18 protein-coding genes are annotated in these 19023 nt (G+C 67.0%); 11 read left to right on the plus strand and 7 right to left on the minus strand.

Annotated elements, in window-relative coordinates; translation table 11 throughout:
• Position 1: 1 nt before the first annotated feature.
• Positions 2 to 676 (minus strand): TetR/AcrR family transcriptional regulator, encoded by a 675-nt coding sequence (locus tag B9C43_RS43020; protein ID WP_084433172.1) that lies wholly within the window; start codon positions 674 to 676, stop codon positions 2 to 4.
• 203 nt (positions 677 to 879) lie between these two features.
• On the opposite strand from B9C43_RS43020, the gene B9C43_RS43025 reads away from it, so the two are divergent.
• Positions 880 to 1596 carry a DUF4386 domain-containing protein gene (locus tag B9C43_RS43025; protein ID WP_084433173.1) on the plus strand — a complete coding sequence of 239 codons (717 nt, stop codon included), beginning with the start codon at positions 880 to 882 and terminating at the stop codon, positions 1594 to 1596.
• A gap of 87 nt (positions 1597 to 1683) precedes the next feature.
• Here the strand turns inward: B9C43_RS43025 and B9C43_RS43030 are convergent, their stop codons facing one another.
• From B9C43_RS43030 to B9C43_RS43040, 3 genes are all read right to left on the minus strand, one after another.
• A complete protein-coding gene (locus B9C43_RS43030) occupies positions 1684 to 2400 on the minus strand; it encodes a heparin lyase I family protein (RefSeq protein ID WP_084433174.1) in 717 nt (238 codons plus the stop codon).
• 156 nt (positions 2401 to 2556) lie between these two features.
• A complete protein-coding gene (locus tag B9C43_RS43035) occupies positions 2557 to 3429 on the minus strand; it encodes an alpha/beta fold hydrolase (protein WP_160097112.1) in 873 nt (290 codons plus the stop codon).
• Between the two features lie 57 nt (positions 3430 to 3486).
• Positions 3487 to 4230 (minus strand): helix-turn-helix transcriptional regulator, encoded by a 744-nt coding sequence (locus B9C43_RS43040; protein ID WP_084433176.1) that lies wholly within the window; start codon positions 4228 to 4230, stop codon positions 3487 to 3489.
• Between the two features lie 67 nt (positions 4231 to 4297).
• Here B9C43_RS43040 and B9C43_RS43045 point away from each other — a divergent pair, with 67 nt between their 5' ends.
• The 4 genes from B9C43_RS43045 (at position 4298) to B9C43_RS43060 (ending at position 12654) form a co-directional block, all read left to right on the plus strand.
• Positions 4298 to 7318 (plus strand): hypothetical protein, encoded by a 3021-nt coding sequence (locus tag B9C43_RS43045; RefSeq protein WP_143447002.1) that lies wholly within the window; start codon positions 4298 to 4300, stop codon positions 7316 to 7318.
• Between the two features lie 13 nt (positions 7319 to 7331).
• Positions 7332 to 11183 (plus strand): hypothetical protein, encoded by a 3852-nt coding sequence (locus B9C43_RS57105; RefSeq protein ID WP_084433178.1) that lies wholly within the window; start codon positions 7332 to 7334, stop codon positions 11181 to 11183.
• A gap of 13 nt (positions 11184 to 11196) precedes the next feature.
• A complete protein-coding gene (locus tag B9C43_RS43055) occupies positions 11197 to 12120 on the plus strand; it encodes a chymotrypsin family serine protease (protein ID WP_084433179.1) in 924 nt (307 codons plus the stop codon).
• A 108-nt stretch (positions 12121 to 12228) separates the two neighbouring features.
• Positions 12229 to 12654, plus strand: coding sequence for a hypothetical protein (locus tag B9C43_RS43060; protein WP_084433180.1), 426 nt, complete (start codon positions 12229 to 12231; stop codon positions 12652 to 12654).
• Here B9C43_RS43060 and B9C43_RS43065 read toward each other — a convergent pair.
• Positions 12651 to 13472, minus strand: coding sequence for an alpha/beta fold hydrolase (locus B9C43_RS43065; RefSeq protein WP_033382441.1), 822 nt, complete (start codon positions 13470 to 13472; stop codon positions 12651 to 12653). The genes B9C43_RS43060 and B9C43_RS43065 overlap by 4 nt on opposite strands.
• Before the next feature lie 69 nt (positions 13473 to 13541).
• Between B9C43_RS43065 and B9C43_RS43070 the strand changes: the two genes are divergently transcribed.
• From B9C43_RS43070 to B9C43_RS43095, 6 genes are all read left to right on the plus strand, one after another.
• Positions 13542 to 14564, plus strand: coding sequence for an LLM class flavin-dependent oxidoreductase (locus B9C43_RS43070; RefSeq protein WP_033382436.1), 1023 nt, complete (start codon positions 13542 to 13544; stop codon positions 14562 to 14564).
• Between the two features lie 100 nt (positions 14565 to 14664).
• The gene (locus B9C43_RS43075) at positions 14665 to 15414 is read left to right on the plus strand and encodes a thioesterase II family protein (protein ID WP_033382437.1); all 750 of its coding nucleotides are present in this window, start codon (positions 14665 to 14667) and stop codon (positions 15412 to 15414) included.
• Positions 15415 to 15510: 96 nt separating this feature from the next.
• Positions 15511 to 15987, plus strand: a complete 477-nt coding sequence (locus tag B9C43_RS43080) for a YbaB/EbfC family nucleoid-associated protein (RefSeq protein WP_084433181.1) — start codon at positions 15511 to 15513, stop codon at positions 15985 to 15987.
• A complete protein-coding gene (locus B9C43_RS43085; protein ID WP_051895253.1) occupies positions 15984 to 16310 on the plus strand; it encodes a hypothetical protein in 327 nt (108 codons plus the stop codon). Before B9C43_RS43080 ends, B9C43_RS43085 begins: the two co-directional genes overlap by 4 nt.
• Entirely contained in the window at positions 16298 to 17284 is a 987-nt protein-coding gene (locus tag B9C43_RS43090; RefSeq protein WP_051895254.1) for a WXG100 family type VII secretion target, read from the plus strand. The genes B9C43_RS43085 and B9C43_RS43090 overlap by 13 nt, the downstream gene beginning before the upstream one ends.
• Positions 17285 to 17860 (plus strand): DUF6346 domain-containing protein, encoded by a 576-nt coding sequence (locus B9C43_RS43095; protein WP_084433182.1) that lies wholly within the window; start codon positions 17285 to 17287, stop codon positions 17858 to 17860.
• Positions 17861 to 17887: 27 nt separating this feature from the next.
• Here the strand turns inward: B9C43_RS43095 and B9C43_RS57110 are convergent, their stop codons facing one another.
• Both B9C43_RS57110 and B9C43_RS43105 read right to left on the minus strand, forming a co-directional pair.
• The gene (locus B9C43_RS57110; RefSeq protein WP_033382439.1) at positions 17888 to 18268 is read right to left on the minus strand and encodes a hypothetical protein; all 381 of its coding nucleotides are present in this window, start codon (positions 18266 to 18268) and stop codon (positions 17888 to 17890) included.
• 146 nt (positions 18269 to 18414) lie between these two features.
• Entirely contained in the window at positions 18415 to 18996 is a 582-nt protein-coding gene (locus tag B9C43_RS43105; protein ID WP_084433183.1) for a TetR/AcrR family transcriptional regulator, read from the minus strand.
• Positions 18997 to 19023 lie beyond the last annotated feature (27 nt).

A 19023-nucleotide genomic window follows, 5' to 3' on the forward strand; every position in this document is an offset into this window, starting at 1 on the left:
CCTAGGCCCAGTTTTCGCGCTGGCGCTGCAGTCCGTCCAGAATCAGGTCAAGGCCGATGTCGAACTCCTCGGCGTACGCGTAACCAGGCTTCAGCGCACGGTCGACGATCATCTCGGCGAGGTGCGGGAACTCGTCGCGGGGCATCTCATCCAGGATCGAGCTCGCCACGTTCTCCAGGTCGACCGGGGTTTTGAACGGCACGCTGAGCTCCTGGAGCACGAACCCGTAGATGTAGCTGTCCAGCACCGAGAGCGCGTGTGCCGCACCAGCGATCGAGAAGCCTCCAGCCCGCAGGCACCCGACGACCGCGTTGTGGTGTCGCAGAGTCGCATGGCCAGGATTGGTCCGTGAGTCCATCAGGCTGATCGCCCACGGGTGGCGGATCAGCGCGCCACGCATAGACACTGCCCGCCTGCGCATCGCGGTCTGCCAGCCGACGTCGTCCTGCGGGAGCTCGATCTCGCCGAAGACGGTGTCGATCATGCCGTCGAGGATCAGGTCCTTGTTGCGGAAGTGGTGGTACAGCGACATCGCCTCGACACCGAGCCGCTCGGCGAGTTTGCGCATGCTCGGCACGCCTCCGCCCGCTTCGTCCGCCAGCTCGATGGCCGCGCGAAGAACCGTTTCCTTGCTGAGCGGGTTGCGTCGAGGCGTGTCGGTCGGCTCGGCGGCCACAAGGTCCTCCCGTCTGACTGCTTGACAACCTTACACCATAAGGCTGTACCTTACGGCGTAAGGCCAGACGCACGGTTGTTCCCGTGTGGCTGGCACATCATCCGCGGCGGAAAGGACGTGTACGTGGACTACGCGCAGTTCATGGTCGAGGCCATTGTCGGCCGGCTGGCCCCATCGACCCTCGCTCACGCCGGCGAGCCAGCATGAGCACCCCACGCGGGCTCGCGAGGACCGCGGGGTTGCTGTACTTGATCGTCGCCTCGTCCACCATCTTCGCCGGGCTGGTGAACTCGCGGATCGTGGAGTCAGGCAACGCAGCGGCCACAGCAGGCAACATCGAAGCGTCGGCGACGCTGTACCGCATCGGCTTCGTCAGCGAACTGGTTGGCGCCACGGCCTTTCTGCTGACGAGCATGACGCTGTACTTGCTGCTCAAACACGTCAACCAGATGGCCGCCGCGGCGATGGTCGTCTTCGTCGCCGTCAGCGTCGCGATCCAGACTCTGAACCTGCTCAACCAGAACACGGCGCTGACCATCGCCACCAGCCAGGACTACACCACTGCGTTCGGCCAACCAGTCGCCGCCCAGCTGACCATGCTGTTCGCCGACATGCAGAGCAACGGATTCCTCATTGCCCAGACGTATTTCGGCCTGTGGCTGCTGCCGTTGGGCTACCTGGTCATGAAGTCGGGCTACTTCCCCAAGGCGTTGGGCGTCCTGCTGGTGATCGGATGCTGCGGGCACCTCGTGGACGTGTTCTCCCGCTTCCTCGCACCGGACTTTGGCGCCGGCATCTCACCGTTCGCCCTGACCTTCGCGGCCGTCGCGGAACTTTCGTTCATCGCATGGCTTTTGGTCAAGGCTCCTGTCACTTATGGTCGCCGTAGGACTGCAGTAGCCGGTCGGCTTGACGGATGATGTGAACCACGCAACGCGGGCACGCCCGAAGCGCCCACCAGGCCACAGCAGACCTCGGGTCAGTGGATGGTCGACCTGGTGTTCGTCTCAGGGTGCGACGTCGGAGTAGGCCGTCCCGACCTTGAGAGCGTCGACGTAGTTGGCGACAGACGTGCCGCTGGCACCGTAGATGCCCCACTTGGGTTCGTTGATGCTGTCCCACGTACGGCAAGCCCAGCGCTGCGAGTTGTTGGTGAAGGTCTGTTTCTGGCCGTCGAACCAGAACTCGACCCACCCGCCGGTGGTCGCACTGGACAAGTGCAGGCCCAGCACATAGGTGTGCCAAGTGTTCGCGGTGATCGGCCGGGACCAGGTGATGCGTTCGACTCCCCCGGGTTGCCGCTGCAGGATGGAGATCCGGCCGCTGATCACCTTGAGCACGACGGGAAAGTTCTGGATGTGGTTGCCGTAGGACTTCCACTGGAAGGTGGCGTTGTTGTTCACCGCGCTGGACAGTTTGCTCCGCCAGCCGAGGTAGTAGGTCGACCCGTTCCGGAACTCGTACCGCTTGCCCCCGACAGCGATGCCGTGGTTCTCGCACCGATTGCTGCCACTGGGTTTGTTGTACCGCCAAACCCGACCGTGGGCGGGGTCGTCGACTGCCGTCACGCTGCCGGGCGAGTCGCAGTTCATATTGCCGAACACGCGCAACCCGCCTGACGGATCACCGCTCCAGATCGTCGCGGCGTGCGCCGGATTCGCCAGAAGGGACAGCGCCAGCACCGCCGTCAACGGCACAGCGAGAAATCTACGCAGAGTTTCCATCCGCCATCGAACCTTTCATGCGAAGGTTGCGGCGGACACTGTGCATTATTTCGGCCGTGTCAACCGCACACCGGCAGCGGTTCGGCATCATCGGATTCGATCTTCAACTCGTCGGCACGGACCGCCAGCTACGGCCAGCACTGGTGTGCAGCGGTGTCAGTCGGCGGAAAACCAGTCCAGGACGGCTTTGGCGACCTTGCCCGGCTGATCGAGGTGCATGAAGTGACCTGCGTTCGCCACAACCTGCACCGACGAGCCGGGAGCCAGACCTGTTTGTGCGTTGGCGAAATGCTCAGGGGGAATGCAGCCGTCATCCGCGCCGGCAAGTACGAGCAGCGGCACTGTTGCTGGTGCTTCGGTCCGAGCGGCCAGTGCGGCCAACTCAGGATCGTGCAATGTCATGTCGAAGTTGCCGCGATAGATCCGCAATGCGTTACGCAACAGCGTTGGATCACCGTAGAGTTCGTGCACCCGCACCCGGTGCTCGCCGGGATCCAGGCCGGGCGACCATGTTGCCCAGAGGTAGTCGATCAGTCGCCGGTCACTTTCCAGCACGGTTTCCGCCACATTCGGCAGCTGGAACAGCCACAGGTAGAAGAACCGTTGCTGTTGTGCCGGATCGAGGAGTATCGGCGGCAGAGCCTTGGGCGGTGGCACGGCCATCGTTACGCCGCGGCGGAGTCGTTCGGGCCAGGCGCCCGCCAGCCGGGCCACCACGCCCGCGCCGATGTCATGTCCGATCATGTCGACACCGGCGTCCGGCGACAGTGCCTCGGCGACCGCAGCGGCGTCGGCCGCAAGCGTGATGCTGTCGGCGTAGGTCATCTGGTCCGCTGTTACGGGATGGTGGCCGCGGAGGAACGGCGCAACCACTCGGCGGCCTGCGGCGACCAGGTGCTCGGCGAGCGGCCCGAAGGTGGCGGGGTGGTCGGGAAAGCCGTGCCAGCACACCACAACTGGCCCATCGCCCACGGCGAGCGCGGGAAAGTCAAGTCGGTCCGTGCGAATCACGATCTCTTCGAAGTCCACAGCCGCAATCTATCGCCCAGTCGCCGTACGGACGCCTGGTTCCGGCGATCCCGCTGATCACGACGTCAGCCGGGCGATCAGGCTGGTGCGGCTGGTCACGTCGAACTTCCGGTAGATCCGTTCCAGGTGCTTGTGCACGGTGCGCGGGCTGATCGACAGGGCACGGGCGACTTCACGATCGGTCGCCCCCGAGGCGACGAGGGCGATCACCTCACGTTCGCGTGGTGTGCAGTCCGCGAGATCCACGTCGGGCGCACGTAGCGCCGCGATGCGCTCACGGACCGCGAGTGCTGAGGACACGTGGGGCGCGATGAGGTCGACCACGGCGCGATCACGGTCGGAGAAGCCGTATCGGTCCCGGTTGAAGGTGATCACCGTGCCCAGCCTGCCGGTTGACCGGATCGCGCAGACCAATTGGTCGGCGGTGCCCTCCGGCCGGTAGAAGTCCACATAGAACTGAAACCGGCGGAGTACGGACGGCGCGGCCAGATCGGTCAGCGCCACCGACGTGCCCAGCCGCAGCGCGCCCGACCGATAGGCCCCGAACCCCGGGTGCTCGCTCACCGCTTCGGCGAACCCTTGCCTGTCCAGCAAGGATTCTCGCTCCGTTCGGTCGATCGTCGACTCGAGCACCCGGCGGTCCGTGTGGTCCATCGAAGTCGCTGACACCAGGTCACAGCCGACCAGATCGCCCAGGATCGCCAGGGTTTCCGACCCTATGGCGACATCGTCGATGTCCTCGTACAGCGCACCGACGAAATCCAACGCCCTACGCAGGTCGTCAGCAGCCAAGTCCACCATGTGCTCCCCTCAGACAGAAGTCCCCACGGAAAAGAGGCGCCCGGCGCCGGTTTGATACTCCGCAAAATTGCGTATTGCCCGGGAGTTCCGCCGCTTGGTGTCGTATGGCCCCGACCACGCCACCGAGCGGAAGTACCGGTTGCCCATGAACCACGCGAACAGATTCATCCTGGTCCGGCCGAGCGACCAGGTACGCGTCGAAGTCGACCTGATCGGGCTGGTCCCGATGCCCGCAGGGGCAGGTCACGTACTGCGGCCCACCAACGGCGCCACCGACTGCGGCATCGTGGTGACGTTGGCCGCGCAGCACGTGATGGAACGGTTGACCGGCGTACCATCCCGGCTGGTCATCTCGGCGCCTACCGTGCTCACGTTCAAGGTTCCGGCGAACCACCCGGGCATCCCGTTCTCCCTCACCGGAATTCTTGCCGCGGTCCGGGATCTGCCGCTCGTGGTCGACCCGCGAGCCGGGGAAGTCGCCCCTGCCGCAGCCGAGGCCGAGTTCTCCTCAGCTGTCGAGGTGCTCAGCGAGCCAACTGGCACCGCACACCGCGACGACCTGGCCAAGCGGGGCGCCGCACAAGCAGATCTCCCCGCTGTGCCGATTGTCAGCGCTCCGGCCGCCACGACGCTGCCCGCGTCGGCGTTGGCGGTGTCGTCCCGGTTGGACTTGACACCGCGAGGAAACTCGACCAGGTTCACGCACTCCGTCGACCCAGCTGACCACAATGGACGGATTGAGTACTGGCACACGCGGCTGGCCGTCGCCCGGCTCGGCGGTGGTGTCGTCGAGCGCAGTGCGGACCTGATCGGCTTACGGGCCAAGACAGCCTCGGGCACATCAGCGGCATGGGCAGCTGATGTGAACTCCGCGCTCAGCACGCTGTCCATCGAGGAGGCCACAGCAGTCGCGAACCAGGCCACATCAGCGTCGCCGTTGCGTGCGAGCCACGTGATCCTCAGCCCGTTGGGGGCCACTGTGGACATGCGCGGGGATTGGCCGGGCGCACCGATGCTGAAGGCGTGGCGGCATCGCACAGCATTGGGACGTGACCAGTACGAGCGCCGAGTGCTCTTCGGCCGGTTGTACCCCTTCGGCCACGAGGCGATCCTCACGATCACCCGCGAACGAGTGATCAACGGCGTTCCCAACGGCAGCAGGACACGCCTGCGAGCACGGGACCGCGTCACGGTGCGAAATCCGATCAAGAACTATCCGGGCAACGACAAGGCCGGTCGGCAGTTTCCGTTCAGCTCGGTCGAACTGCTCACCACCGAGACTCCAAACGGGACCGTCGAGACGTTGATCGGCTCGGCCCGCTACATCCGCGTCGGCGTGGGCACCAGCAAGTACACGGCCCACTTCAAATGCCTGGCAACGGATCGAGCGGGCCGTCCGGTCCGGTTCGAACTGCCGCTGGTGTTCGTGCCGGAAGGCTTCGGCACGGTCAGCGGCCAGCCGACGTTCGGCGACCTCGCCACGGCGTACGCCAACCGGCTGGACCTCTCGACCGCGCGGCTCGACGGACAGACCATCGCGATCGCCGATCCCGGTCCGGTTGGTGGGGCTTCGGCAGCCCCACGGCCGTTGGACGGCGTCGATGTGATCGCCAACCTGGCTCGCCTTGGGGCCACTCCGGACAGTTCGTTTCGCCCGGTGTTCCGTGAGCTGACCGGGCGCGTTCCGGGCATCGAGCGGTTCACTCAGGCGCCGGTGCCGCTCGAACTCCGTTATGTGACCACGTTCCTGGACAACGGCTTCGGGACAGCCAACCCGGGCGAGGTGTTCCTGCGCATAGCGGAGACGAGTCCGGTGCTGGGTCTGGCCGAGCGCGCGGTCAACGGCGGCATCGCGTCCGCGTTGTCCATGCATGTCACCGGATTGTCACGGCGGCTCGGCCCAGTCGGCGGCATCGTCGAACAGACGGTGGCCGGTACATTCGATCCGAAGCAGTGGTTCAAGTCCGCGCTCGACCAGTTCACCCTGCTCGGCATCGTCAAGATCAAGGAGCTGATCCCGGACAGCGGGCTGTTGGCCGACGCTCCGGTGATCTCGCAGGGCATCGTCGACGGCCTGCGGTCCCAGACGGTCCGGTGGACCACTCGGCTCTTCGCCAAGCAGAACGTGATCCCAGCGCCTGGCGGCTTCGCGCGGCTGCGCAAGGGATCCGGCGGGCAGCCAGAGCTCACCATCGAGTCGGTCGTCACGCCCGCGGCCGGCGGTGGCGTCGCCCGCACGACGTGCACGGTCAGCCACGTCGACCTGTGCTTCGGCCTCGGCCCGCAGGACCTGGTGGTGGTGCCGTTCCGGAAACTCTCGTTCACCTCGATCGACGGCCGCAAACCGGACTTGGACGCCGAGCTCGGTCGCGTGCAGTTCCTCGGCGTGCTCGCGTTCGTCGGCGTGCTGGCCCGGTTGGTCGACCCGGCGGGGTTCCACGACCCGCCCGCCCTCGACGTGCTGCCCGACCGGGTGCGGTCCACGTTCTCCGCGCCGGTGCCCAATGTCGCGGTCGGCATGTTCAGCCTGGAGAACATCGTGTTCGGCGCGCAGCTGGACGTGTTCTTCGACCAGGCGCCCGAACTGGCGCTGAACTTCGCCACGTTCGGCAACCCGTTCCGGCTGACCGTCTCGGCGCTGGGCGGCGGCGGCTATCTCGCGCTGGCGATGTCCGCGGGCTCAGGTCTGGTGCGGCTGGAGGGAGCGCTCGAGTTCGGTGCGTCGATGCGGGTCAATCTGGGGGTGGCCAAGGGTTCCGTCTCGGCGATGGGTGGCGTGTACTTCCTCGTCGAGGAAAATCGGGAGCGGCTCACCGGATACCTGCGCATTCGCGGCGAGCTCAACGTGCTCGGCCTCATCTCGGCCGCGATCGAGCTGTTCCTCGCGCTGACCTACGACAACGGCGTCCTGCGCGGCCGTGCCGAGATGTCGGTCAAGGTCAAGCTGCTCTTCGTGTCCAAGACCGTCCGCGTGTCGATGGAACGGACCTTCGCCGGGTCCAACGGCGACCCGACCTTCGCCCAGCTCATGGATCCGGGCGGGGACGGCCCCCGGCCATGGGACACCTACTGCCTCGCGTTCGCGTGATCCGGAGCCTGTCATGACGATGAGTGTGTTGTGGACCCTGCTGCCAGCCGGGGTCAGTGAGAATGGCACGCGGGCCACTCTCAGCCTGGTTGCCTCGCCACGGGTGCTCACCAAGCAACCGGGCGACTCCGTCGCCGCGGACTCGCTGATCGCCCGCTGGCCGACGGTGGTCGCCGGGCTCGGCACGTTGACTGTGGTGACCGCAGGCAGTACCGAGCTGATCCCGGCGACGATCACCAGCCCCCGGCCTGACCAAGCGTTGTGGGACCGGCTGCTGCCGCCGGACGCACCGGCTCTGCCGTACGCGGGAACGGCGGCCACACCGATCTTCGCACCGGCCGAGTCGGCGTTCCCGTTCGGCGCCGCCCTGTCCACAGTGGATCAGCTGTACGCGGCGACCGCGGACCCGCAGCGCGTTGGCGACCATCCCGTCCGGCGAGTCGTCACCGGGCTGGCGGAGTGGTTGTCCGCTGAAGCGTTGCGGGCCACGGAGATCGACGATCTGCTCGATCCCCGGCGGCTCACCGCGGCGCGGCTGAACCAGGCGCGGCAGGCTTTGCGTGAGCAAGGCCGGGACGCCGCGGCCGACGTCGTCGCACTGGTGCCCGTCCTGCGCAGACTTCTGGCGGCCAGTTCCGCGCCGGCTGTCAACCCGCCGCAGCCCGGGCATCTGACCTCGATCCCGACGCTGGCCGACGCCGAACTGCACCAGATCATCGGGCTGCTGATGGATCACCCCGCGCTCGCGGTCCGGGTCGGTCTGCGGATCGACCTGAGCATCCCAGTTTTCCACGGTGAACGGCTGATCAGGATCGGCAACGCGCAAGGCCAGCCGTTGCACCCGCAGCTGCGGCAGCCCTGGAGCGCGGTCCGCTGCACGCCGGCCGCCCGCAGCTTCACCATGACCACCCAGCCCGGCGCACCGGATACCGAGGTCCAGGGCGGTCAGCTTGACCTGCGTCCCAACGCTTCCAGCCAGCACTACGTGATCACCGATGTCGATCCGGTCCCGGTCGTGGCGCAGCTGGCCACCTTGGCCGGAACGGCGAACCTGGCCGCGCAGGGCCGTGCCGCGGCGGGCTCGCAAGCAGCAGCGGACACCGTGCCGACAAGACGGGACGCGGGAATCATCGTGGCGCAGAACGATCGGTGCGCACGTACCTTCGCGCACGTCCTCGCTCGTAACGCACGCTTCGACTCCGGAATGGGACCGGCCGAGGTACAGGAAGCGCCGGTGTTGTACGCCGATGACGTCACCGCCGGGTACCGAGTGGACGTCGCCAAGGACGACGGTCCTTTCCGGTCGCTCATGCGCCGCCGGATCAAGTACACGGTGGAATCGGCTGACGGCAAGGCACCGCAGGTCATCGAAGTCAAGGACGAAGGCGCGATCGACCCGTTCAGCCCGATCGAGCAACGAGGACCGGACGGAGTGCCGCACCTGTTCGTCAACGACGAGGTGTTCACCTTCGACGGCTGGAGCCTGGTGGCACGCAAGCCTGGCCGGACTGTGGCCGCCGAGCCGGGCCAGCCCGAAGTCGCCGATCCGGACCGCAGGCCGGTTCCAGGAATGCCGCTGCTGATCGACGTCGCCGCGGAGCCTGGTTCCTTGACACCACTGCGTTACGGCGCCAAATACCGGTTCCGGGTCCGCACGGCGGACTTCGCGGGCAACTCGATCGATCCGCAGATCGCCGGGCAGGACAAGGCATCCATGCCGTTCACCTTCCGCAGGCGGGAACCCGTCCCGGCGCCGGTACTGGTGCCCCGTGCGGCTTTCCAGCCTGGCGAGTCGTTGCGCCGAATCGTCGTGCGTTCCGACGGGGACGGCAACCCGCTTGGCACGTCCTGCGAGCGGCACATCGCTCCGGCCAAGGCGAGCCAGCACTTGGTCGAGCGGCACGGGATGTTCGACTCCGCGTTCGGATCCACGGTACCGCAAGGCGTTCGTGATCGTATGCTCGCCTTGGCCAAACGCGAGCAGGGCACATTCCTCGACGAGATGGTGCCAGGACCGGACGGAGTCGCCCGGCCGGCCGAAGGAATCGCGATCGTCACCAACGTCGGCGCACCGCCACCGGTCTCGACGTTGCCGATCCCGCGTGGCGAACCGCTGGCGGACGGCGAATACGTAGTGCACAACACCGACACACTCGTCGTGCCCTACCTCGCCGATCCGCTTTCGACCGGTTCGGCCTGGGCTGGGCTGCCCGGCACGACCGAACCAGTTGTGGTGCCGTGGCACGGCTCCTGGCCCGACGTCGGGCCACACCGCCTTGTGGCGCGGGCAGGACAGGAAGGCAAGACCACAATCGTGCCACCACCCCAGAAGGGCGAACGCTCCACAGTGGAAGTCGTCGTGCCGCCTGCCGCCGAGATCACGGTCACGCTCAGTTCCGCGTTGAGCAAGCCGGGTCTCGCCGCGATCGAACCGTTGCACCCGGCGATCGAGGCCGCCGCGCTGGCCGGGCAGATCCCGTGGCTCACCCCGGCCGAGCAGATCACCCTCGTGCACGCGGTGCGCAAGCCGTTGATCGCACCGACGATCAAAGTGGACCCACCACCGCCCTTCGGGTTCTCGCCGGATCGTCCACTGCACAGCACGTCCGACCGGATCAAGGGAACGGTGACCGCACACGCGCCGAGCACGTCCACAGTAGACATCGAAGGAACGTGGACGGAGATCATCGATCGCGGCTTCGGCCCGGTGCGGTACGAACAACGACGCGCGGTCGCGGGCACGGTCCGAATCAACCCGGGCACCTCCGGCCCGCTGCCTTTCGACGTCCGCCACCACTTCGGCGACACCAAACGCCGGATCGTGTCCTACCGTGCCGTCGGCACAACGCGATTCCGCGAGTACTTCCCAGTCGCTGAACCGGGCGACCGCAGCATGGTTCGTGAGAGTGAGCCCGCCAAGTACGACGTACGATCCACCAGACGCCCGGAACCACCCCGGATCCACTCAGTGATCCCGTTGCGCCGCTATGCGCGTACGGTCCACGGCAACAGCCTGACCAGCATCCACGAGACCATCGGTGTGCGGGTTTACTTGCGCCGCCCGTGGTTCACCACCGGCGAGGGGGAACTGCTCGGCGTCTCGGTGACCCAGAGCCAGGAATTCGGCGATACAGTCGCCAACGGCGCCTACCGGGACCTGATCTCGCACTGGGGCAGTGATCCGTACGAGATCAACAGCGAGCCCGCACCCCACCTGGCGCCCGCGATGATCTCCAACCGGGTGCACACCGGGCTGTCGGCCGACCTGCCGGACAACCCGGAGGGTTCGCTCGGCCACGCCATCGCCGGTGTGGAAGTCCAGTTCGACGCCGAGCGCGACCTGTGGTTCGCCGACATCGAGTTCGACATGGACGCCACCGAGTTGCGTGGCCGCGTCTTCCCGATGGTGCGACTGTCGTTGGTGCGCTACCAACCTGGCACGAGCGAGTTCCACCCGGAATGCTCGGCCACTGTCCTGACCGACTTCGTCGGCCTGCCGCCCACCCGCTACCTGCACGCCTCGAAGACCGGGGCGGACCAGATCCAGGTGAGCGTGCAGGCGTTCGGCGGCTCGAGCTTCATCGAGGCCCGCTGGCAGACCCGGCTGCTCGACGCGAACGCCCAGGACATCTGCGTTGACGCGCCCGCGGTGGAGCCGAAGTGGATCGCGCCGGTCAGCCCGACCGGAACCTTGTGCCAAGGCGTGATCCGCACCACCGCGACCGGAGCGGATCTTGATCGCCTGATGGCAGGCCGAATTCTGGTTGAGGAACGCCGCGAGGCCTGGTCGGTGGCCGATCCGGCGAGCACGTCCCGCGTGGTGTGGACGGACTACATCGACATCCCGGAATTCACCGCACAGTAATGAGGAGATCCCCATGCGTACCAAGGTATTTCTGATAGCCGCGATGGTCACGGGACTCGCCGTGACCGCGAGCCCGGCCGCGCACAGCGCCCAGCGGGCGGACGACGTGCTCGCCGCCCGCGCCTGGCACCCGGACGCGGCCCGCATCAGCTACGGCTACTACTTCGACCCAACGGACTCGAAGTATCACGTCTCGTTCCCGGACCGCAACCGAGCCGTCGGGACCGCGCTCAGCCGGGCACTCGGTGATCAAGTGGCGGTGAGCTACACCGCGGAAACACCCACCATCCAGGCAGGCGACCGGTTCAACAACCTGCCGCCGTTCACCGGTGGAGCGTTCATCACCCCTGACTCCCCCACTGCTCGCCAATGCACATCCGGCTTCGCGATCCGTGACGGCTTCGGCGTCCTCGGCTCGGTGACCGCCGGGCACTGCGCGGGACACGGCAACATCGTCAACTACCACACGGGAGCAGGCCTCTTCTACGGCCAAACCCAAGGCAGCCTGCGCACCACCACTCGGGACATGGCTCGCCTGCACGGGTTTTTCACCGTCAGCTACGAACCCTTCATCCACACCGACCCCGGCGCGCCGACGAAGCGACGGGTGATCGGCAAGGGCGACCCAACCCTGACCACCCCCATTTGTGTCAGCGGCTCGATCACCGGAGCCAGATGCAGCATCACAATGATCAGCCTGAGCAGCGGAACAGCGTGTGATGAGTTCGGCTGCACCAGCGGACTGATGGTGGGCAGGCGCCCCGGCGTGACGATCGTGCAGGGCGGCGACTCCGGCGGCCCGGTGTACTCCCAATCCGGCACCGCCGACGCGATCATCCGCGGCATGATCATCGGTGAGGCCAGCCCGGACACCGTGCTGATGCACAAGATCTCGGACGTGGAAAGCGGTCTGGGCGTCACCGTCGCCACTGCGTGAGACCAAGCCCGCACTGTCCCTCGGCGGCAGTGCGGGCTCAAGTTTGTCGTGGGTCAAGGGCTGAACGGCCGCTGCACCTCGTGAGGTCCGGGGTGTCATGCTGACGCGGTGGCCGATGACGAGTTGTCCGAGGAGTGGTTGGCGAAGATCCGGCAGGCCGCCGAGCAGCCGAAGGGCAAGCCGCTGGGCAAGCCGCTGCCGCAACGCCCGAAACTGCCGTCGATGCCGAAGGTCAGCGTCGATCTTTCCCGGACCGCCAAGCCGTACACCGAACCCTTCGTCGAGAAGTTGCTCACCCAGCTGTGCCACCTGCTCGAAGTGACGGCGCAGCTGTTGTCCGGGCCTCGCCACCAGCTGGACTTCGGCCTCTACGTGGCGTTCCAGCAGGGCCACGAGGTCGCGGCGGGCCTGCTGCGGCCGGATCCGTGGTGGAAGCTCGGCAAGCGTCGACGGCCCCGCCCGCAACAGCTCAACCCGGCCATCCGGCTGCTTCGCACCGAACTTTTCCGGGTCGCTCCCGAACTGGACCTCTAGCCCGCGGTGTGCCGGATCAGCGCCGGGACGAAGACGTCCCACGTGGGCCGCGGCACAGCGTGCCCCGCTTCCGGCAGGACCACCAGTTCGGCGCCCGGTATCGCGTCACGCAACGCCTCGCCATGCGGCAGGGGAAGCAGTGGATCCCGATCCCCGTGCACGACCAACGTCGGCGCCTCGATGTCACGAAAGCCTCCGTTGACGGGAGGGTCGAACGTGATGAGGTAGTGGTTGGTGAGGGTCGCCGCGTAGTCGCGGGCGCGGGCCAGATCGCGCTCGACCAGCGCCCGTGTGGCGGCTTCGTCGAAGTACGGGGAACCGCCCGATTCCGCCCGTACGGACTCGACCACGAAATCGATCACCGCGGTGAGGTCGGCGGGATCCGGTTCGGCTGGGAACACGGTCGAGGGCGGCGGGAGACCATCCTCACCCGTGGAGGTGCTCACGAACGTCAGCGACGCGATTCGGTCAGGGTGATCCACCCCGGCGATCAGCCCGACTCCGCCGAACATCGACTGGCAGACCAGGTGCCCGCGGTCGATGCCGAAGGCCTCCAGCATGCCGAGCGCGTCCTCGGTGACGTCGGTCAGCGAGTAGCCCGGCTGCCCCGGTGGATAGCTGGTGGACCTGCCGGTGTCCCGGTTGTCGTAGCGGATGACGAACCGGCCTGACGCCGCGATCTGATGGCACAGGTCCGCGTCCCACCAGAGCATCGACGCACCGGCTCCGGCGACGAGCAGGATCGTGGGGTCCGCGCGGTCTCCGAAGGTCTCGACGCACAGTTCGACACCGTTGACCTCAAGCACCTGCTCCGTCATGACCGCCACCCTAGGCACAGCGTAAGTTAGTTGAGGAATCAATCAACGCGGCGGGGTGTTGTCGAGGACATGAAGAACATCGGTTTCCTCTCGTTCGGGCACTGGTCGGACAGCCCGCACTCGCAGACGAGGTCGGCGTCGGACGCGCTGCTGCAGGCCGTTGACCTGGCCGTGGCCGCGGAGGAACTGGGTGCCGACGGTGCCTATTTCCGGGTGCACCACTTCGCCAGGCAACTCGCGTCGCCGTTCCCCCTGCTGGCCGCGATCGGGGCGAAGACCGAACGCATCGAGATCGGCACTGGCGTGATCGACATGCGGTACGAGAACCCGATGTACATGGCCGAGGACGCCGGTGCCGCCGATCTCATCGCCGGTGGCAGGCTTCAGCTCGGCATCTCCCGTGGCTCGCCCGAGCAGGTGATCGACGGGTGGCGGTACTTCGGCTACCAGCCCAGCGAGGGCGAGACCGAGGCCGACATGGCCCGCAAGCACGCCGAGGTCCTGCTGATGGTGTTGCAGGGCAAGGGGTTCGCCGAGCCCAACCCACGCCCGATGTTCGCCAACCCGCCTGGGCTGCTGCGTGTCGAGCCGCACTCGCCGGGGTTGCGCGACCGGATCTGGTGGGGTGCGGCGTCCAACGGCACCGCGGTGTGGGCTGCCCAGCAAGGCATGCACCTGATGAGCTCGACCCTCAAGAACGACGAGGGCGGGGCTCCGTTCCACGTCCAGCAGGCCGAGCAGATCCGGGCGTTCCGCAAGGCCTGGGCGGAGGCCGGGTGGCAGCGCGAACCGCGCGTGTCGGTGTCGCGCAGCATTTTCGCGCTGACGTCCGAGCTGGACCACCAGTACTTCGGCGGGGACGCCGGGAGCGCCGACCAGATCGGCTACATCGACGCCGACACCAGGGCGATCTTCGGCCGCACCTACGCCGCCGAGCCGGACGTGCTGGTGGACCAGCTCGCCGGGGACGAGGCGATCGCGGAGGCCGACACGCTCCTGCTGACCGTGCCCAACCAGCTCGGCGTGGACTACAACGCGCACGTGATCGAGAACGTGCTCACCCATGTCGCGCCCGCCCTGGGCTGGCGCTGAGGAGTTTTCTGGGGGCGGGCGGTCCGATTAGGGGTTGAACCGGGCCTGTCCCGACTGGACAGTCAAGTCGTCTGCTGCACGACGTCACGGGAGATTCGACTTGACTGGCAACAGCCATGACCCGCAGCTGTGGGTCCGACGGTTCCACCCGGCCCCGGACGCGAAGGTCAACCTGGCCTGCCTGCCGCACGCCGGCGGCTCGGCGAGCTACTACTTCCCGGTGTCCCGAGCGCTGTCGCCGAAGGTCGGCGTGCTGGCGGTGCAGTACCCCGGCCGTCAGGACCGCAGGCGGGAACCCTGCATGTCCAGCATCGCCGAACTGGCCGACGCGGTCGCCGCCCAGTTGCTGCTGTGGGCCGACAAGCCGCTGGCGATCTTCGGCCACAGCATGGGTGCGACTCTGGGCTTCGAGGTCGCGTTGCGGCTGGAGCGGGAAGGGGTGAAACCCTTGGCGCTGTTCGTGTCCGGGCGCCGGGCTCCTTCGCGCCACCGCGACGAGCGGTACCACTTGCTCGACGACGCGGGGTTCATCGCCGAGATCAAGTCACTCGGAGCCGCGGAGTCCACTTTGCTGGACGACGAAGAGGTCCTGCAATCCGTGCTCCCGGCGCTGCGCAGCGACTACCGGGCCGCGGAGACTTACCGCTACGAGCCGGGCCCGCCGGTGAACAGCCCGATCTACGCGATGGTCGGCGACGGCGACCCGAAGGCGACCGTGGACGAGGTGCGTTCGTGGGGCGAGCACACCACAGCGCACTTCGACATGCGCACCTACCCGGGCGGCCACTTCTACCTCAACCAGCACGCCCCCAGCGTCATCGACGTCATCTCCGAGGTCCTCACCCGCTGACGCGCCCGCGTTTCACGGAGTTCCCGCCCGCCATCCGGACCTGACGGCTAGGCTGCCCGATGCAGTGACGACGTCCGTCCGGCCCAAGGGGGGTCAGTGTCCGTACCGTTCGCCGAGAACATCCGTGATCCGCATGAATGGATGCGTGAGCAGGAGCAACGCACCGCGGCACTGCTCGCCAAAGCACAGGACGCCCAGGCCAGGCTGGCGGAGAACTCGGTCACCCGCACGAGCCAGGACCAGGTCGTGACGGTGACTGTGAACCCGGGCGGCGGGATGACCGCGTTGTCGCTGTCGCCCGAGGCCGACCGGATGGGCCACCGGCAGCTGGCCGGTCTGATTCTGACCACGTACAACCAGGCTGCGCGGCAGGCCGCGACGCAGACCATGCAGATCATGGCCGGCCTGGTCGGCGAGGACTCCGAGGCGTTGGACATCGTCCGCCAGGCCATGCCCGAGCTGCCGGCGACCGAGCAGGAAGAACGTCTCGAGAACTTCAGCCGGGGCCCGCGCACCGACTTCGACGACGAAGAGGGCTTCCAGGGCTTCTCCGACGGCGGTGATCGCAGGTGAGCACGCCCGGTTACGAGATCGAAGACCCGGCGACGCTCTCGACGCACGCCGGCAAGGTCGCCGGCGTCGCCGACATGATCCGCGAGGCCAACACCGCGGGCCAGCAGGTCGGCCTCGGCGGTGTCGGCGCGTACGGCGTGCTGTGCTCACCGCTGATGATTCCCGCGTTGCAGGCGTTCCAGGGCGACATGGACGACTTGCTGCAGAGCTCATCGGATCTCGCTGGTGCGCTCGCCGACGGGATCAAGCGCGCCATCACCGACTACACAGGCGTCGAGCAGCAGATCAAAGCGCAGAACGACGAGCTGGGGTGGACGAGTTGAGCGCCGAGGACCTGGTGGCGAAGCCGGACGCGCAAACCGGTTTCGAGGGCTCCGGTGGCGTCGAGTCGGTCGCCAACCTGGTCAAGGACATCGGCAACGAATCGAACTGGCAGGAACTGACCATCGACGGCGCGCTGGTCGGCCTGGACGCGCTGTCGATGGTGATGAACCCGCTCGGTGAGCTGGTGAAGGCGGGCATCGGCTGGCTGATGGAGCACCTGGACTTCATCCGTGAGCCGCTCGAAGTGCTGACCGGGGACCCCGGCCAGATCAACGCGATCGCCGAGACGTGGCAGAACATCGGCAAACGGCTGGTGGACGCGACGAACGAGTACCAGGCCGCGATGGCGCTCACCGAAGGCTGGCGCGGTGACTCGGCGACCAAGTACCGCGAGCTGGCGCAGTCCTACATCGACGCGCTCGGCCACATCGCGAAGCAAGCGCAGGACGCGGCATCCGGGGTGAAGATCGCCGGGGTCGTGGTCGCCACCACAAGGGCGATCATCTTCGACATGATCGCGACGTTCATCAGCAACGTGATCACCCGTGCCCTGCTGGCGCTGGCCTCGTCATGGTTCACGTTCGGCGCGTCGGTGGGCGCGTTCATCGCCAGCGTCGTCGCCGACGCCGTTCAGCTGGCTGCCAAACTGCAGAAGCGGGTTGGCAAGCTGTTGCAGGCGATCCAGCAGTTCGTGGCCAAGTACCGCGTGCTCGGCGACAAGTCGGCCGACGCGGCCAAAGCGCTTGGCCGCAAGTCGACCGAACTGGGCCGGGAAGCGAACAAGGCGATCAAGCAAACCACCAAGACACTGGACAACCTGGCGCCGGACTCGGGCAAACTCAAGGCGTACACGGACTACGTGGACAAGATGGGCAACTCGGCCATCGGCAAGCGCCTGGACGGCATGGGCACGAAGGTGGTCAAAGAAGGAACGAAGGCGACGAACGAGACCGTGAACTCCGACGAGGACTAGATGAGCCCAGACCGCCGGTACTACCACTGGCCGGCCTTCGTCCTGGCCGGCGTCCTCGCGTTGCTCGGCATCTGGGCGTTCATCGCGGTGCAGCACAGAATGGGCCTGACAACCAGTGAGCTCCCGCAAGCCGAGCGCACCGGCGAAGCCCAAACGCAGACGTGCTCCAGGGATCCGCTCTACCTGTGGATCACCTGGACCTGCGACGCCCAAGTGCGGTGGAACGGTGAAACGAACACCGTCGCCGAACGCGTGATCTCAGTCCGCGAGCTCACCGGCACTGTGGACGTTCACGAACGAGTCGTCCCCCGCAAACGAGTGAGTACGGCCCGGGAAGTCGTGTCAGCGGACTTCCCAGGCACGAGCGACGGCGCGTTGTTCTTCGTGATGATGATGGGCTTCCCGGTCGCAGGCGCGGCCGCCGGTTACTTCGCCGGGACGCGGCTGGCGAGGCTGCTCCCCGAGCCACCGGCGAAGCCTGCCAAACCCGAAAAGCTCGCTCTGCGCTCGAAAATGTCCACCCGGCACGACCGAGACAAGCGGTTCAACCGCTCCCGTAAGCGCCGCGGCTCCTGACTGAGCGTCCATCTAGGACCCGAGTGCTCAGAGGTTGGCGCATTGGTTGCGGGCACTGTCGAGTTCGCCGATCGACTCGTCGGTGAGCCGGAGCTTGCGGTTGATCAGCTCGTCGGCCCGGTCGATCGTCGAACTGAGTGTCGCGTAACGGGAATCGTCACGAGCCGCGGCCTGCGCGAGGGCTTTGGCGGCGGCGAGCCGGTCGGCGGCAGTGCGTGTGTAGTTGCTCTCGGGCAGCCTGTCCGCGCGTCCGGTCATGGGCTTCAGTTCGCCGATACGTTCCAGCGCCGCGCAAGCGGCGACGGCGTCGCCCTCGGCGCCGTCGGGTTCGCTGAAGTCCGCGGTCACCAACCAGAGCAGGCCGACGACCGCCGCACCGATCACCACCCCGATCGCCCATGAGGTCAATGGGGAGGTCCGGGGTTCGGATCCTGCGGGAACTACCACTGAAACCGCCTTCTACGCGTTGTCCGCACCAGGCTAGGCAGTGACGCCGGTGTGTCCTACCGCCAGTCGGTGTGCGTAGAAATGCCCTCTTACCCCTGCGTGGTCCGTCACGACCGAAGTCCGCTCAGCACCAGATCGACTGTCGCGACAAGGAAGTCGTCGGTCACCGGTCGCCCGGTGATCAGCAGCCGGAAGTACGGCGGCCCCAGCACGGCCTCGATCACCGAACCCGGGTCGACCGGGGCGATCTCCCCTCGGTCGATCGCCCGCTCGACGATCACGCCGTCCACCGCCAACCGCTCAGTCCAAAACGAACTGACCATTGTGGCCACTGAGCTCTCGTGCGGCGCCAAGGAGATTCCCACCCGGACCATCGCCTGAACCTCAGGGGTCTGCAGGTTGGCGATCGCCGCACGCACCAGCTCGACGAGATCGTCGCGCAGGGTGCCCGTGTCCGGAATGGGAACCTTGGTGAACGCGCGCTCGCGAACGGCGTCGAGCATCAACGCTTCCCTTGTCCCCCAACGGCGGTAGAGCGTCGTTTTGTTCACGCCGGCGCGTTTGGCGATGCCTTCGAGGCTCAGTGCGTGGAAGCCGACGTCCACGAGCTCCGCCAGCCCGGCGTTCAGCACCGTTGCCCGGACCTGGGCACTGCGCCCGCCGGTGCGCCTGACAGGACTCTCAGCCACGGGTTGACCTTAACCTGCCCAGCACGG

This window comes from Kibdelosporangium aridum (assembly GCF_900176515.1).
In the GTDB taxonomy this organism is placed as follows: Bacteria; Actinomycetota; Actinomycetes; order Mycobacteriales; family Pseudonocardiaceae; genus Kibdelosporangium; species Kibdelosporangium aridum.

Excerpts from the sequence above, each read along its gene's own strand:
- B9C43_RS43095 (WP_084433182.1), top strand. The coding sequence starts at position 17,285 with ATGAGCCCAGACCGCCGGTACTACCACTGGCCGGCCTTCGTCCTGGCC.
- B9C43_RS43030 (WP_084433174.1), bottom strand. The coding sequence starts at position 2,400 with ATGGAAACTCTGCGTAGATTTCTCGCTGTGCCGTTGACGGCGGTGCTG.
- B9C43_RS57105 (WP_084433178.1), top strand. The coding sequence starts at position 7,332 with ATGACGATGAGTGTGTTGTGGACCCTGCTGCCAGCCGGGGTCAGTGAG.
- B9C43_RS43070 (WP_033382436.1), top strand. The coding sequence starts at position 13,542 with ATGAAGAACATCGGTTTCCTCTCGTTCGGGCACTGGTCGGACAGCCCG.
- B9C43_RS43055 (WP_084433179.1), top strand. The coding sequence starts at position 11,197 with ATGCGTACCAAGGTATTTCTGATAGCCGCGATGGTCACGGGACTCGCC.
- B9C43_RS43040 (WP_084433176.1), bottom strand. The coding sequence starts at position 4,230 with ATGGTGGACTTGGCTGCTGACGACCTGCGTAGGGCGTTGGATTTCGTC.
- B9C43_RS43065 (WP_033382441.1), bottom strand. The coding sequence starts at position 13,472 with ATGACGGAGCAGGTGCTTGAGGTCAACGGTGTCGAACTGTGCGTCGAG.
- B9C43_RS43025 (WP_084433173.1), top strand. The coding sequence starts at position 880 with ATGAGCACCCCACGCGGGCTCGCGAGGACCGCGGGGTTGCTGTACTTG.